This is a genomic window from Streptomyces klenkii, assembly GCF_003626645.1.
Lineage (GTDB): Bacteria > Actinomycetota > Actinomycetes > Streptomycetales > Streptomycetaceae > Streptomyces > Streptomyces klenkii.
This window is the reverse complement of the sequence record NZ_RBAM01000002.1, coordinates 67,682-83,618: the sequence shown is the minus strand read 5'-3', so window position 1 is coordinate 83,618 and position 15,937 is coordinate 67,682. Positions and strand designations below refer to the sequence as shown.

General features: G+C 73.5%; 16 protein-coding genes. 2 read left to right on the top strand and 14 right to left on the bottom strand.

Annotated elements, in window-relative coordinates:
- Positions 1-11: 11 nt before the first annotated feature.
- Positions 12-737 carry a prepilin peptidase gene (locus D7231_RS03765; RefSeq protein ID WP_120753493.1) on the bottom strand — a complete coding sequence of 242 codons (726 nt, stop codon included), beginning with the start codon at positions 735-737 and terminating at the stop codon, positions 12-14.
- Between the two features lie 60 nt (positions 738-797).
- Between D7231_RS03765 and D7231_RS03760 the strand changes: the two genes are divergently transcribed.
- Entirely contained in the window at positions 798-1,217 is a 420-nt protein-coding gene (locus D7231_RS03760; RefSeq protein WP_120753492.1) for a DUF192 domain-containing protein, read from the top strand.
- A gap of 101 nt (positions 1,218-1,318) precedes the next feature.
- Here the strand turns inward: D7231_RS03760 and D7231_RS03755 are convergent, their stop codons facing one another.
- From D7231_RS03755 to D7231_RS03695, 13 genes are all read right to left on the bottom strand, one after another.
- Positions 1,319-2,647, bottom strand: coding sequence for a hypothetical protein (locus tag D7231_RS03755; protein WP_120753491.1), 1,329 nt, complete (start codon positions 2,645-2,647; stop codon positions 1,319-1,321).
- A gap of 223 nt (positions 2,648-2,870) precedes the next feature.
- A complete protein-coding gene (locus D7231_RS03750) occupies positions 2,871-4,064 on the bottom strand; it encodes an RNA-guided endonuclease InsQ/TnpB family protein (RefSeq protein ID WP_120753490.1) in 1,194 nt (397 codons plus the stop codon).
- 94 nt (positions 4,065-4,158) lie between these two features.
- Positions 4,159-4,806 (bottom strand): OmpA family protein, encoded by a 648-nt coding sequence (locus tag D7231_RS03745; protein WP_241999556.1) that lies wholly within the window; start codon positions 4,804-4,806, stop codon positions 4,159-4,161.
- A 7-nt stretch (positions 4,807-4,813) separates the two neighbouring features.
- A complete protein-coding gene (locus D7231_RS03740) occupies positions 4,814-5,395 on the bottom strand; it encodes a hypothetical protein (RefSeq protein WP_120753489.1) in 582 nt (193 codons plus the stop codon).
- 113 nt (positions 5,396-5,508) lie between these two features.
- Positions 5,509-6,207 carry a pilus assembly protein TadG-related protein gene (locus D7231_RS03735; RefSeq protein WP_120753488.1) on the bottom strand — a complete coding sequence of 233 codons (699 nt, stop codon included), beginning with the start codon at positions 6,205-6,207 and terminating at the stop codon, positions 5,509-5,511.
- A gap of 89 nt (positions 6,208-6,296) precedes the next feature.
- On the bottom strand, positions 6,297-6,461 hold the full coding sequence (locus D7231_RS03730) for a Flp family type IVb pilin (protein ID WP_120753487.1): 165 nt from the start codon (positions 6,459-6,461) through the stop codon (positions 6,297-6,299).
- A 185-nt stretch (positions 6,462-6,646) separates the two neighbouring features.
- Positions 6,647-7,543, bottom strand: a complete 897-nt coding sequence (locus D7231_RS03725) for a DUF5936 domain-containing protein (protein ID WP_120753486.1) — start codon at positions 7,541-7,543, stop codon at positions 6,647-6,649.
- Positions 7,544-7,613: 70 nt separating this feature from the next.
- Entirely contained in the window at positions 7,614-8,561 is a 948-nt protein-coding gene (locus tag D7231_RS03720; RefSeq protein ID WP_120753485.1) for a type II secretion system F family protein, read from the bottom strand.
- 14 nt (positions 8,562-8,575) lie between these two features.
- Complete coding sequence (locus D7231_RS03715; protein WP_120753484.1) at positions 8,576-9,919, bottom strand: TadA family conjugal transfer-associated ATPase; 1,344 nt, start codon at positions 9,917-9,919, stop codon at positions 8,576-8,578.
- Positions 9,916-10,404 (bottom strand): TadE/TadG family type IV pilus assembly protein, encoded by a 489-nt coding sequence (locus tag D7231_RS03710; protein ID WP_241999555.1) that lies wholly within the window; start codon positions 10,402-10,404, stop codon positions 9,916-9,918. The genes D7231_RS03715 and D7231_RS03710 overlap by 4 nt, the downstream gene beginning before the upstream one ends.
- On the bottom strand, positions 10,401-12,089 hold the full coding sequence (locus D7231_RS03705) for a CpaE/TadZ family protein (RefSeq protein WP_120753482.1): 1,689 nt from the start codon (positions 12,087-12,089) through the stop codon (positions 10,401-10,403). The genes D7231_RS03710 and D7231_RS03705 overlap by 4 nt, the downstream gene beginning before the upstream one ends.
- A gap of 21 nt (positions 12,090-12,110) precedes the next feature.
- Positions 12,111-12,836, bottom strand: coding sequence for a Flp pilus assembly protein CpaB (gene cpaB, locus D7231_RS03700; RefSeq protein WP_120753481.1), 726 nt, complete (start codon positions 12,834-12,836; stop codon positions 12,111-12,113).
- 70 nt (positions 12,837-12,906) lie between these two features.
- On the bottom strand, positions 12,907-13,812 hold the full coding sequence (locus D7231_RS03695; protein WP_120753480.1) for a hypothetical protein: 906 nt from the start codon (positions 13,810-13,812) through the stop codon (positions 12,907-12,909).
- A gap of 368 nt (positions 13,813-14,180) precedes the next feature.
- Between D7231_RS03695 and D7231_RS03690 the strand changes: the two genes are divergently transcribed.
- Positions 14,181-15,890 carry a chitinase gene (locus tag D7231_RS03690; protein WP_120753971.1) on the top strand — a complete coding sequence of 570 codons (1,710 nt, stop codon included), beginning with the start codon at positions 14,181-14,183 and terminating at the stop codon, positions 15,888-15,890.
- Positions 15,891-15,937 lie beyond the last annotated feature (47 nt).

Here is a 15,937-nt window from a genome sequence, read left to right as displayed (position 1 = left end):
AGGCCGGGCCCTCACCCACTGCACGCCCCGCCGGTCAGCACCCCCACCCAAGCACCCGCGATCATGAACGGGCCGAAGGCCAGGGCGGCCCCACGCCCCGCCCTGCGCGTCGCCAGCAGCGCCATCCCGTACAGAGACCCCAGCAACAGCCCCGCGAAGGCTCCCAGGAACAGCACCTGCCAGCCGTACCAGCCGAGCGCGCACCCCAGCCCCACCGCCAGCTTCACATCACCGAACCCCATCCCGGCCGGGTGTATGAGGAACAGCGCGAAGTACCCGCCGCCCAGGGCCGCCCCGCCGAGCAGCGCCCCCGGCCACGACCCGGCCGCCCCGGGTATGAGGGCGGCCGCGCCGAGCAGCACGGCCGTCCCCGCGGCCAGAGGCAGCGTCAGAACATCCGGCAGCCGCTGCACCGAGCGGTCGACGACGGCCAGCAGCACGGCCGTCGGCGCGGCCAGCAGCCACACCGCGAGCTCGGGCCGGGCCCCGACCACCGCCGCGAGCGCCCCGCACACCAGGGCCGTCACCACCGCGGGCAGCAGCGCCCCCGGGCCGTACCCCTCCCCGCACACCCCGCACCGCGCCCGGCCCAGCCACCCCGCGACCGCGTGCCCGCACGGGCCCGCCGACCGCCAGGGCTCCTCGGGCCCGACGCTCAGCCGATACCCGGCAAGGGGCACCAACTGCCCGGCCACGCCCCCGTAAACGCCCCCGGCCGCAACCAACAACGTCTCCATGACCTTGAGATTACGGACATCCGCACACCCCTGCCCGGGCCTGTGGATAAAGTCCGGAGCATGCCCCGCGCGAAGGACGGCACGGCCCGCCTCCATGTCCCGGAAGGCCCCCCAATCCCCCTGGAGATCGCCGCGTCCTACCGTTCCCGCACCCGGGGCCTCCTGGGCCGCGACACCATCGACGGCGCCCTGCTCCTCACACCGGCCGCGAGCGTGCACACCTTCCGGATGCGCTTCGCCATCGACGTGGCCTATCTGGACCGGAACTTGAAGGTCCTGGCGGTCCGCACCATGCAACCGGGCCGACTGGGCCTGCCACGCCCGCGAGCCCGCCACGTACTGGAGTCAGCGGCGAACACGATGACCAACTGGGGCCTGCGCCCAGGAATCAGCGTCCGCTTCGAACACGAAGGGCAAGGACCCGCAGACGGCGACGGGCAGGAGGGGCGGGGGCGCAGGGGCAGGGGTCCGGGACGCTGACGTGTATTTGCGGGCCCGATGCGCATGAGGGCGCGAAAGGAACGCGGGGAACGGGCCCGTAAATATACGGTCCCGGACCCCTGCCCCGGAGCCCCCGCCCCTCACCCGCCATGCCGGCGCGCACGGCGCCGCGCCACCAGCGTCCAGCCCGCGAGCCCGGCCAGGAGGGCCGAGCCCGTACCGACACCCGCGTATCCGACGACCCGCAGCGCCCCGTCCCGCCCTTCACCCCCGGACGGGACGACACCGGAAACCGGCTTCGAAGCCGGAGCGGCCTCACGAGCCGCCGCCACATCGACGTCAAGCGTCACAGGCACAGCCGCCGAGGCGGCCCCCGCCCCCACCCCCGCACCGGCCCGCGGGCTCAGACTGGCCTGGAGGTAGTACCACCCGGCGAACCGCATCCCCCGCACGGCGTCCCCCACCGCCACGCCACCCCCGTACGCGGCCGGAGGCGTGGCCAGAGAGACCGCCGCGGGCTTGCCCTGGTACCCGGTGGTCCGGTTCATCACATAGCCCCGCGCGGTGTTGTTCAGCCCCAGACGCACCCCGCCGGACACGTACGGCGTGGCTCCGCCGCTCGGGGCCGCGCCGAACCGGGCGCGGGCGAAGAGCTGGCGGCCCGCCGTGACGGCGACGCGGTAGAAGTGGGTCTCGCCGGGGCGGAGCTCGTCCTTCCAGGAGCCGGCGCCCACCTCCGCCGCGTCGTTGAACCCGGACCCGCCGGTGACGGCCTTGCCGGGCCCGTCCGGCATCCGCGGCGCCTGCGAGGCCCAACTACCACCCGAGGAGGACGGACCACCCTGACCATCCGATCGCCCCAAACCCCCCGGACCACCTGAACCACCCGAACCACCCGCCCCCTCCTCCCCCGGCGGCGCCGTAACGTACTGAAGCTCCACCGGCACCGCCGCACCGTCACCCCCCGCCGCATCCCCCCGCTCCAGCACGAACCGGTACGTGCCCGCGGCGGCGCAGGCACTGCCCGGCCGGGGCGCCCGCTCCGCGTAGTCGGCGACGGGATAGGCGCCGCCGGCCGACAGGAACGTGCGGTGCCGGCCGCCACCGCACGACGTCCCGTCCAGCGCCTCCAGGGCCACGTCGATGCCGTCCCTGGGGCCCATGGCGCTGCCCGGCTTCGGGGCGGCCACGGCGGAGACGTACGCGTTCGACGTGCCGTCCAGCTCGACCGTGTAGTGCTTGCGCTCACCGGGCCGGACGGAGTCCTTGTACGTGTGCGGGCCCGGTTCCAGCAGCGGCCCGCCGTCCCTGGCCAGGGCCCCCTCGATCACCTGGGCGCCCGGGGCCATCGCGTACCCGGTGAGGGCCCCGGCCTCTCCGGCCGCCCCTGCCCTTGCGGTCACTGCCATGAGCAGCCCCAGGACCGTCACGCCGACGACCCCGCCCCTCGCCTTCCCGCGGCCCCTCATCCCACGCCTCCCTCACCACTCCCCCGGCATCCGCGCCGCCCCATCCTGCCGTGCTGTGCGCGGAGTTCGCGACCATCCGGTCAAAGGCACGCAGGTCGTCGAGGGCCCGCCGGACGGTGCGGACCATCAGCCGGGGGCGGTGGAAGACGTCGTCCCTGTTGACTGCTCCCCTCCCTGGAAGGGAGGGGATTCCTTCCTTCAGGGCTGGGCGGGGATTCCTGGCTCAGGCTGCCCGGCGGGGCTGCGCCCCGCCGGGTCTTACACCCTCGGCACCAGCAGGGCTCAGACCCGCCCTGACGAGCATCACACGTGCGGAGTTCTTGTCCCTCGGGGAAGAGACTCCGCATGCGGTGCAGGTGTAAATGCGCTCACCCAGCGGCAGTGCGTGCTTGGCTCTCGCTCCGCAGTGCGCGCAGTCCATCGTGGTGTGCGCAGGATGGATCAGGTGCACGGCACGACCATGCTTGCGAGCCATCTCGACCAGGGCCGCCTTGGTAGCGCCAATGGCGGCATCGGCGGCCTTACGAGCCATAGTGGACCTGGAGAGGAACTTTAGGCGGAAGTCCTCCACAGCCATGACATCATGATCCCGCGCCACGGCCTTGGCCCACTTCCGGGCAGTGTCCTGCCGCTGCCGGGCCACCTTCTTGTGCAGCTTCGCCGTCTGCCGCTTCGCCTCCCGGTAGCCCTTCGACCCGGGCTGCCCCTTTCGGGGCTTGCGCCGAGCCATCATCCGCTGGTAATGGGCGAGCTTGGCGGCAGCGTTCTTTCCATGCTCGGCGTGGGGAAGGTCGTGAGTGTCACTGGTGGTGGTCGCCGTCTCCTTTACACCCCAGTCCACACCGATCACCCGCCCTGTACGGGGCAGGGGCTCAGCACTGGCGGGCACGACGAAACTGGCGTACCAGTGGCCGAGGCTGTCCTGATACACGCGCACGCTGGATGCGTCGGCAGGGAGCTCCCTCGACCACACCACCATCAGAGCGATACCGCCCGCGAGGCACAGATGTCCATCCTTGAGGCGGAAGCCACGCCGGGTGTAGTTCAGCGTTGGCAGGGCCTCCCGTTTCTTCTTCCACTTCGGCATCCCGGCACGGCGGTGCACCGGCAGCCGGGCCTTGACGTCCTTCACGGCTTTGGCACGGGACCTGCCGAAATCCCGGATGATCTGCTGCTGCGGAACACTGCTGCCCGCACGCAGCCACTGCGTGCGGGCGCGGGCCTCGGTCAACATTGAGTCCAATCGCGCCGGACCGCACTTCTCCCCGTCAGCATGGGCCTTCTGCGACCGGGCCACACACTCGTTCCAGATCCACCGGCAGCGCCCCCACTCGGCAAGCAGGGCAGTACGTGCAGCGGACGACACGCGAAGCCGGTACGTGTACCGGGCACACCCCGCATCCTCCACTGGCGCCATGCCTCCATGATGACCATGCGATCAAGCCGAATCTCCGCCTTCCCGACAAACCCCGCACACGGTCAGCCACTTGTGCTAGTGGATCCCGTATCCCCTACCCCCGCCGCGGGAAGCTGACCTCCACCCTCCGGTTCTTCCGGCGCCCTTCCTCCGTGGAGTTGTCGGCGATGGGGAACTGCTCGCCGTACCCCCGGATCTGGTACGCGACCGAGGACGAGCCGATCTTCTCGGCGAGCTGCCGCTGCACGGCGTTGGCCCGTTCCTTCGACAGCGTGAGGCCGTGCCCGGCGGAGCCGAGGTCGTCGGTGAAGCCGAAGACGCGCAGGGTGCCCGCCTTCTGCTTCTTCGCCTCCGCCGCGATCGCGCTGATGCGCTTGCCGGCCTCGCGGTTGAGCTGCGCGCTGTCCTTGTCGAAGAGGACCTCGGCCTGGAGGGCGAAGGTGACGTCCACGTTGGTGTCCTCGCGGCGCTCGTCGCCGCCTTCCGTCTCGACGACGGACTTGATGTCGAGGACCCGCCCGGCCGCGAGCTTCGCACCGGAGCGCAGCTTCAGGTCCGGATCGGCACCATCGATCTTCACGGGCGGGGTGGTGTTCGCCGGGCCGCCGGGACCGGAGCGCCCCTGGACAGCGGCGGACGGGGCGGCGGCAGCGGACGGGGCGGCGGGCGCGACGCCCACCGTAAGGAGCGTGGTCAGCGTGGCGGCGAGTGCGGTGCCGCAGCAGGCCCGGAGCGTCGGCACGGCGCGCTCACCCCGAGATCTTCACGTGGACGGACGGCATGGTGGGGAGCTGGAAGTCCACCTCGTTGACGTCGGCCGGGGGCGCGGGGAACTGCGCGAAGACCGGGCGGCTCTCGTTGGGCTTGACGTTGGTCAGGCCCGTGCTGCACAGGCACTCGCCGTCGGTGTCACGGAGGACCAGGTAGCGCTTCTTGCCCGAGGCGTCGACAAGTGAGGCTCCCGAGACGGAGGAGCGGGACTTCATCTCCGTCTCCTTCGACAGCCAGTGGATGGCATTGAACGGCCGGGAACCTCCGTTGGTGAGCGTGCCGTTGACCGTTACGAATCCGCCCTCGTCCCGGACGACCGAGGTGATGGCCACGGCTATCCCGTCCGGGCCCTTCATCTCGCCGATGGCGCCGGACGGCGGCTGGTCCTGGGGGCGGTTCTTGGCCTCGCCGGGCGGCGCGGACGCCTTGCCGGACGCGCGAGCGCCCGCACCGCCCCCTCCGCCGTCGTCGCCGCAGCCGGCCGCGGTCAGGGCCATGACGGCCGCGAGCACGGCCGCCGCGGCGCCCCTGCGGGCCTTCGTCGTGTGCCGCATCGTCATGGTCATGTTCCTTCGTTCGTCAGGAGGACGTTCGCCAGGAGGACGTTCGTCGGGCGGGCTCCGGAAACCGCCGGTCCCGGTCCCGGCCCCGGCCCCAGTCCCGGTCACCGGGTTCACGCGCCGTCCGCCAGCCGTACGGTGAAGAGCGTCGCCGCCCTCACCGGGGCCCCGGGCCGGCCCGGCTCGATGCGTACGGTCTCGCCGTCGCAGACGATCTCGACGGCGGGCTTCCCCTCCGCCGCCCCGCCGGACGGACTCGCGGACGGCCCCGGACCGCCGGGGGACGACGACGGCGGGGCGGACGAGGCAGGCGGGGAGGACGGGGCAGGCGGCAGCGCCCAGCACCGCGGCTCGACGACCGCCCGTGCCGTAGCGGTCGCGTGCCGGCTCTCCGTCCCCGGGACGACGGACTTCCCGACCGCCGCGGCGGACTCGACCGTGACCGTGAACGAGGCCGGTAGCGGGCCCCCGGAGACGACACAACGCCCCTGGACGTTCGCGCCGTTGGCCTGGGCGTAGGGCTCGGCCCGGCCGCAGGCCGCCTCCGGATCACCCAGGCGGCCGGCCAGCCAGTCGGCCCACGGGCCGCCCGCGCCGACAGCCGTCAGCAGGCCCGTACGGAGCTGGTCGCGGTACGTCTGCGCGGCGGCGAGGGCCGCGGCGTCGGCGGCGGTCTGGGCGCCGTTCTTCGTGGCGCCCGCCCGGCCGACGGCGAAGAAGGCCAGGGCGAGGAAGAGGAGCGCGGTAATGGCGGTGAGGTAGATAGGGAACGCCTGCCCCCGGTCGCGCCCGCCACGGTGGGCCCGCCCCACCGGCCCACCGCTCAGCCCACCGGCCCACCGCCCCACCGGCCCCGGCCCCCCGATCAGCCGACCGTCCCGCCGCCCCGACGACCCCCCGCTCAGCCCCCCGTCACCTCGCTGATCTTGTCGGAGATGGCGCTCGCGATCGCGCTCCCGAAGTCCGTCCGGGTCAGCACCAGAACGATCGCCACCACCACGGCGATGATGCCGAGGTACTCGATCGCGGTCTGCCCCCGGTCGTTTCCCAAGAAGCGCTTTCCCATCACGTTTCCCTCCGTCGGCGGCCGGCCCCGTCCGGGCAGGCGGGCGAGCACAAGAAAAGTACGCCGGAACAGCCGTAGCGGAACAGACCATCCGCCACCATTCACCCTCTGTTAAAGGCAGTTGGGGCAGCTGGAACCACTTCCGCCCCACCCGCACCGGGGCCACCTTCCAGGACACCCCCGGGTCACCTCCCCATCAGATCGCCGAAGTCCGTGCCCGACCCCAGGAAGAACCCCGCCACCAGCAGGATCATCGTGGCCGGGACCATGAACGTCGTGATCACCACGGTCGCCTTCGGCACCGCGCGCGCCGCCCGGCGGCGGGCCAGCTGGGCGTCGACGCGGCGCATATCGCCGGCGATGGCGATCAGGGTGTCGACGATGGGGGCGCCCAGCTCCTCGCCCTGCTGCAACGCCGTGACGAACTGCGCCACCTGCTCGGAGTCGTTGCGCCGGCGCAGCTCCTCGAACGCCTGCCGGCGGCTGACGCCCATGTCCATCTGGCGCAGCGTGATGCGCAGTTCGTCCGCCCACGGACCCTCGTAGCGCTCGGCGACGCGCTCCAGGGCCTGCCGGAAGCCGAGGCCCGCGCTGACCACCACCGCGAGGACGTCGAGGAAGTCCGGGAGCGTCCGTTCGATCGCGGCCTTGCGCTCGCGGACGGCGGCCCGGATGCCGACTTCGTTCCAGAAGAGCCCGAAGGCCACGAGCAGCAGGGCGAGGAGGAACTGCCCGTCCGCCGCCATCACCAGCGCGCCGCCGAAGCCGAGGGCCCCGTAGACGGCGCGGCGGGCCGCGTACCGGTCGACGGTCAGGCCGCCGGGGTTGCCCGCGCGGTCGATCCGGCTGCGGACCTTGGCCACCCGCTTGCCGCCCATCATCCGCAGCACCAGCGGCGCGTAGCGCATCCCGAGCCGGTCCACGGCCGAGCCGACGACCGTCGTACGGGTCGAGCCGACCTCCAGGGCCAGCGCCAGGTCGTCCGGCAGCCTGGCCTCGCTGCGGCAGAGCACGACGCCCGCGACGAGGCCCGCCACGGACAGTGCGGCCAGCAGCCCCAGCAGGATTCCCACCAGTCCCATGTCCCTATCCGTTCCGCTCCGCCCCGTTCCGCCCCGGCGCCCGCCCCACGCCCAACCCCAATCCCCGCCCTCAGACGTCGATCCGGGACAAGCGGCGGATGACGAAGAACCCGAGCCCGTACAGCACAAAAGCGGTGACCACGGCCGCCTGGCCCAGGAACGACGACGTCATCCGGTCGATGGAGCCGGGCGCGATGCGGTCCGTGAGCAGCAGGGTGCCGAGGCCCATCAGCGGGACGACGTACGCCGTGACGGTCACCTGGGACAGCTGGGTACGGACCTCGCGCCGGGTCTCCTTGCGCTCCTCCAGCGTCCGCGTGAGGTTGCGCAGCGAGCTGACGACCGTGCCGCCGGCCCGGTTGGACAGCACCAGGGTGGTCACGAGGACGACCAGCTCGCGGGAGGGCAGCCGGTCGGCCAGCTCGCCCAGCGCGTCGTCGACGGAGTGCCCCACGGCGAGCCGGTCGGCGACCTTGGCGAGTTCCTCGCCGGCCGGGGCGTCCATCTCCTCGGCGGCCATGCCGAGGGCGGTGCGCAGGGCGAGCCCGGCCTGGGTGGCGTTGGCGAGGATGCGCGAGAGCTCGGGGAGCTGGTTGATGAACTTCTCGATGCGTTTGCGGCGCTGGCGGGCGAGGAAGCCGGACGCGCTCCACACGGTGATGGCGGCGGCCAGAGGGCCGAAGAACGGCGCGAGAGCGCCGGCCGCGACCAGCCACAGCCCGGCCGCGGCGGCCAGCGTGCCGGCGGCGAATTCGGCGGGCGTGACGTCCAGGCCGGTCGCGGCGAGCCGCCGCTCCAGCCTGCGCCCCGCCCGCGTGGCGCGCAGCCGCCGGTCCAGGCGCGCTAAGCGCCGGGAGCGCCCGCCCGGCGGCAGGGCGGGCGCGTCGGAGAGCCGCTCGGCCAGGGCGCGGCGCTGCGCCTTCCCTGATGCGTACAACTGCACGCCCACGATGGCCAGGACACCGGCCAGCAGGGTGGCTCCGACAGTCAGCGCGACAAGCTGCCCGAGATCATCCATGATCCCCCTCCCCCCTACCGCTGTCCCGCTTCGCGGACCGTCAGCTCGGCGGGGAACGCCGCGACGCCGAAGGCCGGCGGCACGGACTCCCCGGCGAGCCGCAGCCGGTCCGCGACCCGCTCCGGCACCGGGAAGCGGCGGAAGCCGCCGCGCACGATCCGGTCGGCGTCCACCGGCAGGGCCTCGAAGCGGCTGACGGTGGCCAGGCGGTAGTCCTCGTGGCCGTGGGAGTCGAGCAGGGCGACCTCCGCGACGCGGCGGGAGCCGTCGGCCTGCCGGGTGAGCTGGATGACGCAGTCCACGGCGCTGTTGATCTGGTCCCGCAGCGCCTCGTAGGGGACCTTGACCTCCGACATCGAGGCGAGCGTCTGGAGCCGCATCAGCGCGTCCTCCGCGCTGTTGGCGTGCACGGTGGCCAGCGAGCCGTCGTGGCCGGTGGACATCGCCTGGAGCATGTCGAGGGTCTCGCCGCCGCGCACCTCCCCGACGATGATGCGGTCGGGGCGCATGCGCAGCGAGTTGCGGACGAGGTCGCGGATGGTGATCCGGCCCTTACCTTCGACGTTGGGCGGCCGCGATTCGAGGCGGATGACGTGCGCCTGCTGGAGCTGGAGTTCGGCGGCGTCCTCGACGGTGATGATGCGCTCGCCCTCCGGGATCAGCCCCGAGAGGGCGTTGAGCAGCGTCGTCTTGCCGGAGCCGGTCGGCCCCGACACCACCACGTTGAACTTCGCCCGGACGAGCGCGGACAGCAGCATCAGCATCTGCTCGTCCAGCGTGCCCATGCCGATGAGCTCGGTCAGGGTGTACGCGCGCGGGAAGCGGCGGATGGTCAGTGTCGCGCCGTTGAGGGCGAGGGGCGGGATGATGACATTGACGCGCTCGCCGCTCGGCAGCCGGGCGTCGACCATCGGGTTCGACTCGTCCACGCGGCGGTTGACGGTGGAGACGATGCGCTCGATGGTCTGCATCAGCTGCTCGTTCGACGCGAACCGTACGGGTACGGGCTCGACCCGGCCCGCGCGCTCGATGAAGATCTGGTCGGGCCCGTTGACCATGATCTCGGTGATGGAGGGGTCCTCCAGGAGCGGTTCGAGGACGCCCAGGCCGAGCGCCTCGTCCACGACACGGCGGATGAGCCGGTCCCGTTCCGCGGTGGACAGGACCGGTCCCTCGCGGCTGATGATGTGGCCCAGGACGCGCTCCAGCCGCGTACGGCGCTCGGAGGCGGCGAGCGCCGACATCTCGGCGAGGTCGATCTCTTCGAGCAGCTTCGCCCGGTAGACGGGGACGAGGTGGCCCGACTCCCTGCCGTCGGCGGCGGGCTCGGGGGCGGTGATACGGGCCCGCAGGCTCATGGGGTGCTCCTCAGGGGCGGGTAGAGGCCGGTGCCGGGGTCCGCCGGGCAGGGCATCGTGGCCCGGCGGGTCACGGACCGCTCGCCGAGCAGGGGCAGCACGGTGGGGATCACGACCGTGACCTCGGCCGTGGTCTGCGGGGCGCCGGCCGCGCACGGGGCCGCGGCGGGCGCTCCGGCCGTCCGCAGCCACCCGCTCATGGCGGCCCGCCCGGCCGCGGCCGGCGACATGCGAGGGTCGTCGAGCGACGCGGTCCGCGCCGCGGCCCGGGCCGCGCTGCCGGCCTGCTGCGCGGCGTACGCGGCGAGCCCCAGCTGGATCGCGGCGAGCCCGACGAGCAGGAGCACCGGCAGGAACCCGATGAGCTCGATGGAGAGGGACCCGCGGTCACGGCGGCGGACGACACCGGAAGGACGCGCCGCCCCGGCCCGCCCGGCTGCGATCCGGCCGCTCGCATCGCGTCCCGCACGCCGCCGCAGGCTCACCGCTCCTCCTCCGCCGCCCCCGCCGAACCCGTCACCGTCCACGGCCAGTTCACCAGGCCCGGGAACAGGGCGGGCACCTGCAAGGAGACCTCCGCGCGGACGACGCCCGTGCCCTGCCCGCCGCACTCCGGGCCGCCGCGCCACGCCCCCGGCAGGTCCGCGCGCGCCGCCGCCGCGCAGTCGCCCCCGACGGCGGCCGCCCGCGCGCCCTTGTCCGCCGCGTTTCCCGCGAGCGCGTACGTGTAGCCGACCAGCACGCACTGCCACACCGCCACCAGCACCACGAGGATCAGCGGGAGGATGCCCAGGAACTCCACGGCGACCTGCCCCCGGTCACCGCCCCCGCGCCGCCGGAAGCGCCCCATCGGCACCGGGGCGAGCTGATCGGCCCCCGTGCCGCCGCCGGTGCCCGCGCCGCCGCTCCCTATGGCCCGCCGGCGCCGTGCGCCTCCGGTGAGCGACCTGCTCGCGTGGGCGGCGGCACCGCGTAAGGGCCCGGCGCCCGCGCCCGGGGCGGTGATCAGCCCGAGCTCTCCCGCGAGGGCCCACAGGGCCTGCCGGACCCCCGAGCGGGCGTCGAGGTCCTGCATCCGCCCGGAGTCGACGGCGGGTTGCAGCTCCTTGTAGCCCGCCGGGACCGTGGTCCGGGCGGTCCGCGTGCCCGTGGTGCGCTCCACCAGGGCGGGCTGGATCTCGCTGTGCCGGGTGTGCCGGTTGAGGACGGTCACGGTGTCGGCGGCCTTGCGGATCTGGAGCCGGTCCCACAGCCGCACCATGCGTTTCGCGGCCCGTACGGACACCACGTCCGGCGTCGTCACCAGCAGCGCCGCGTCGGCCGTCTCCACGACGGCGGCGCCCGCGGCCGTCATCTGCGTGCCGCAGTCGGCGATGACCAGCTCGTACCGGCTGCGCAGCGCGGCCGCGATCTGCCGGGCCGCCAGGTCGCCGACCTCCTCGCCTCGCTCCCCCTCGGCGGGCGCCAGCAGCAGCCCGAGGCCCGTCGGGTGCGGGAAGACGGCGTCCTGGAGGACCCGCGGCGAGATGTCGCTGATGCCCGCCAGGTCGGCGATCGACCGGCGGAACTGCACGTCCAGGTACGAGGCGATGTCGCCCGACTGGAGGTCCAGGTCGACGAGGGCGACGCTGCGCCCGGCGGCGCACGCGGCGAGGGCGAGCTGGACGGCGGTGACGGTCGTGCCGACGCCGCCCTTGGCGCCGACCACGGCGAGCAGCGTCCCGCCCGCCCCGCCGCCGGGCGCTTCGCCGCCGCTGCCCAGGTGGCGGCGGACGCCGGTCGCCCAGTGGGCGGCGGCCTGGACGCGCGCACCGACCTCTTCGTACGACAGCGGCAGGCCGGCGAGGCCGCGCGCGCCCACGTCCATGGCGGCGGCGTAGAGCGCGGGCCCCTGGTCGGCGGTCACGAGCACGACGCCGGTCGCCGGGAAGCGCAGGGCGACTTCGCGGATGACTTCCAGCGCGGGCAGGGGGCCGAGCCGCTCGTGGACGAGCACGACCTCGGGGAGCTCGTCGACGGAGGCCGCCGCGAGCACGGCGAGCGTGTCGAGCAGGCGGGCCGAGTCCCCGACGGCCGGCAGCGGTTCGACGCCGGGCAGCTGGCCGAGCAGGCCGCCGATGGCGCGGGCGGCGTCCGGGTCGCCGACGGCCGGGAGGATCCTGATGGTCACCGTTCTCCCCTCTCCCCTGCTCTACTTGTCGCCGTCGAGCGTGTAGGTGCGGTCGCTGCCGCTGACCGCGTCGTCGCCGCCGGGGGCGACCAGCGCGAGCCGGACGTGGGAGGCGAAGGACTCCGCGTACGCCACCCGCTGGGCGTCTTTGGTGTCCAGCGCGAAGGTGATCGGCACGGCTTCGCCGCCGCGCCGCACGCCGGTCGCGCCGCCGCTGCCGCCGTCACGGTCGAAGGGGGTCAGCTTGCCGACCTGGATGACCTGGGCGTTGGTGACGATGACCTTGGACACCGGCTTGCCGCCCTGGTCCTTGCCGTCGAAGGTGGCGTAGACGTTGACCTTCGCCCCGGCGTAGATCTTGCCCGCGACGCCCGTCGCCGCGTCGATCATGATGGCGATCTCCTGCTGTCCGGGCCGCAGCTCCGGCCGGGCGACGGCCATGTCCTGCTGGAGCAGCGATCCCTTACGGAGGGGAGTGACGGAAATCTTGCCGTCGAGGTAGCGCAGGTCGGTGACGGCCGTGGAGGGCAGCCAGCGGCGGGGCATCGAGACCTTCTCGAAGCGGTCCTTGGCGTTCTCCAGGTGCTGGTAGGCCGGGATGTCGGCCTTCAGCCGGTACGCGGTGGCCTCGGGGCCGAGCTTGGACTCGGCGTCGTGGACGACCGCGAAGACTCCGGCGAACGCGCCGAGGGCGCAGAGCACCGACAGGAGCAGGAGGATGATCCCGCGACGCTGGCGTGAATTCATGGGGCGGCGAACCTCGTTCGGGGACGTGACCGGGCGGGCGCGGCGGGCCGGGCGGAGCCGACGGCGGTGCTCAGCGGCGGGCCGGGGCGGCGGAGGCGGCCGGGCGGCCGCGGCGCAGCGGCGGCGGGGCCTGCCCCCGGCCCTGCGCGCCGGCGCGCGGCAGGGGGCCGGTGCAGAACGCACAGCGGTCGCCGATGAGTTCGAGCCCGCACCAGTGGCACTCCTCCCGCCGGACGGACGCCACGAGCTGGTAGAGCACGGACGGGTCCGGGATGGCCGCCGCGAACTCGACGGCCCGCCGGGTGCCCCACCAGCGCCGGGACTCCTCGGGCAGCGCGGTCTCCTGCGCGCCCTGGACGTGCCAGCGGGGGGCGAGGGTCCCCAGCACCCAGTCGTCGCCGCGGACGGGCTTGCCGCGGGCCACGGTCATCCAGGTGGCGAAGCCGGGGCCGGCCGGAACCTCGCCGCGGCCGACGCGGACGAGCCGCGGGCCGGGGTTGACGAGGACGGCGAAGCGCGCGCCGGGCAGGGCGGACGCGAGATGCGTCCCGAGCCCGACCTCGACGCGGTCGAGCCGGGTGACGCTGGAGAGGAGGGCGCCCGCGTAGACGTAGTGCGCGAGCAGGCGGGCGGCGGAGGCGAGCACGCCGGGGCTCAGGTCGGAGATCGACAACTGCCGTAACTGGCGGGCCAGCACGCCCACGGCGAGCGGCGGCAGCGCGACGGGCAGCAGCGCGATCCGCTCGCTCTCCAGCACGGCCCGCACGGTGTGCAGCCGCCGCACGTACGGCCCCGGGAGCGAGTCGGGGTAGAGGACGACGACGTGACCGCACCGGTCGAGCAGGGCGGACGCCCGGGCGACGGCGGTCTCCAGCGGCTCCTCGGCGGGCGGCCGGAGGACGGCGGCGTCGGGAACCGGCCCGTCGGTCGGTGAGATCACCAGGTCGGGGCTGGTGACTGCTATCGCAAGGGGCACGTCGGCTTCCCGTTCCCTCCGGTGCCGCGGGGCTGCGGCGGATGCAGCTCGACACTGGCTGCCCTGTGCCGGCGCCTCCGCACTTTATCCATGAACGGAGCGGCTGAGAACCGGTCTTCGGAGAACCCTTGACGGATGCATTGGCCTAGACCATCTTTACGCCACACGATGGCTTCCGCACCCCCCTTCCCTACCCACCGGCACGGCTTCAACTCCTCTCCCACCAGAGGCCTCTCCGGGTTTCTCCGAAACCCCACGACCCACCGGAGGAAGCAGTGGTTCCCCATCGGCAGACCGCACTTCACCGCGGCAGACGCCGCATACCCGCCCTGACCGCCGCGGCTCTCCTCCTGGCCGCCCTCCCCGCCCTGGGCTCCGGGCCCGCCGCGCACGCGGCCGGTGGCGGGGCCCCGGCCGGGGCGGCCGCCACCGACAGCAACGGAACCGGGCCGGCCGCCACCGGCGGCAACCGAACCGGGCCGGCCACCGCCGACGGCAACCTCACCAAGAACCCCGGCTTCGAGGCCGGTCTGGCCGGCTGGACGTGTTCCGGCGGCAGCGGCGCCGCCGTCGCCTCTCCCGTGCACACCGGGAGCGGTGCGCTCAAGGCGGTGCCCGCCGGGGCGGACAACGCCCGGTGTGCGCAGACCGTCGCCGTACGGCCCGGTTCCTCGTACACGCTGAGCGCGTGGGTGCAGGGCTCCTACGTGTATCTCGGCGCCGACGGCACGGGGACGACGGACGTCTCCACCTGGACGCCGTCCGCGGGGTCCTGGCAGCAGCTCACCACCACGTTCACCACGGGTCCCGCCACCACCTCCGTCACCGTCTACACCCATGGGTGGTACGGGCAGCCCGCCTACTTCGCCGACGACATCACCCTGACGGGGCCGGGCGGCGGCGACCCCGGGGATCCGGTGCCGGGTGCTCCCGGCGGACTCAGGACAGGGGCCGTGACCGCCTCGTCCGTGGCCCTGTCCTGGGACGCGGTGCCCGGCGCCACGGGCTACAACGTCTACCGGGACGGCACCAAGGTGCTCTCGGCGGAGGCGGCTTCGGCGACCGTGACGGGGCTCGCGGCGTCGACCTCGTACCGCTTCGAGGTCTCGGCCACCAACGCCGCCGGAGAATCCCCGAAGTCGGCAGCGGTGACGGCCACAACGAGCCCGGGCGGCGGCGACCCGGGGCCGGGGCCCTCGGTACCCAAGCACGCCGTCACCGGGTATTGGCAGAACTTCAACAACGGCGCCACGGTCCAGAAGATCAGTGACGTGCAGAGCCAGTACGACATCATCGCCGTCGCCTTCGCCGACGCCACCGCCACGCCCGGCGCGGTCGACTTCCGGCTCGACCCCGCGCTGAACTACACCGAAGCGCAGTTCAAAGCCGACATCGCCGCCAAACGGGCGGCAGGGAAGAGCGTCGTCATCTCCATCGGCGGCGAGCGCGGCACGGTCACCGTCAACGACGTCTCCTCCGCGGCGCACTTCGCGGACAGCGTCTACGCCCTGATGCGGGAGTACGGGTTCGACGGCGTCGACATCGACCTGGAGAACGGGCTGAACCCGACGTACATGACGCAGGCGCTGCGCGCGCTGTCGGCGAAGGCGGGCAGCGGGCTCGTCATCACCATGGCGCCGCAGACGATCGACATGCAGTCGACGTCGGCGGGCTATTTCCGGACCGCGCTCAACATCAAGGACATCCTGACCGTCGTCAACATGCAGTACTACAACTCGGGTTCCATGAACGGCTGCGACGGAAAGGTCTACGCGCAGGGGTCGGTCGACTTCCTCACCGCGCTCGCCTGCATCCAGCTCGAAGGCGGCCTCGACCCCTCGCAGGTCGGCCTGGGGCTGCCGGCCTCGCCACGGGCGGCGGGCAGCGGCTACGTGTCCCCCTCGGTGGTCATCAGCGCGCTGGACTGCCTGGCCAAGGGCACGAGCTGCGGGTCGTTCAAGCCGTCGCGCACGTACCCCGGGATCCGTGGCGCCATGACGTGGTCCACGAACTGGGACGCGGCCAACGGCAGTTCCTGGTCGGGCGCGGTCGGGCCGCACGTGCACGGGCTGCCGTAGGGCCACCGCAGGGCCACCGCAGGGCCACCGCGCACCCGCCCGCTGCC

Bases quoted from the DNA above. Each gene is read 5' to 3' on its own strand.
- D7231_RS03760 (WP_120753492.1), top strand. From the start codon at position 798: ATGCCCCGCGCGAAGGACGGCACGGCCCGCCTCCATGTCCCGGAAGGC.
- D7231_RS03730 (WP_120753487.1), bottom strand. From the start codon at position 6,461: ATGGGAAAGCGCTTCTTGGGAAACGACCGGGGGCAGACCGCGATCGAG.
- D7231_RS03740 (WP_120753489.1), bottom strand. From the start codon at position 5,395: ATGACGATGCGGCACACGACGAAGGCCCGCAGGGGCGCCGCGGCGGCC.
- D7231_RS03725 (WP_120753486.1), bottom strand. From the start codon at position 7,543: ATGGGACTGGTGGGAATCCTGCTGGGGCTGCTGGCCGCACTGTCCGTG.
- D7231_RS03715 (WP_120753484.1), bottom strand. From the start codon at position 9,919: ATGAGCCTGCGGGCCCGTATCACCGCCCCCGAGCCCGCCGCCGACGGC.
- D7231_RS03765 (WP_120753493.1), bottom strand. From the start codon at position 737: ATGGAGACGTTGTTGGTTGCGGCCGGGGGCGTTTACGGGGGCGTGGCC.
- D7231_RS03720 (WP_120753485.1), bottom strand. From the start codon at position 8,561: ATGGATGATCTCGGGCAGCTTGTCGCGCTGACTGTCGGAGCCACCCTG.
- D7231_RS03750 (WP_120753490.1), bottom strand. From the start codon at position 4,064: ATGGCGCCAGTGGAGGATGCGGGGTGTGCCCGGTACACGTACCGGCTT.
- cpaB (WP_120753481.1), bottom strand. From the start codon at position 12,836: ATGAATTCACGCCAGCGTCGCGGGATCATCCTCCTGCTCCTGTCGGTG.
- D7231_RS03755 (WP_120753491.1), bottom strand. From the start codon at position 2,647: ATGAGGGGCCGCGGGAAGGCGAGGGGCGGGGTCGTCGGCGTGACGGTC.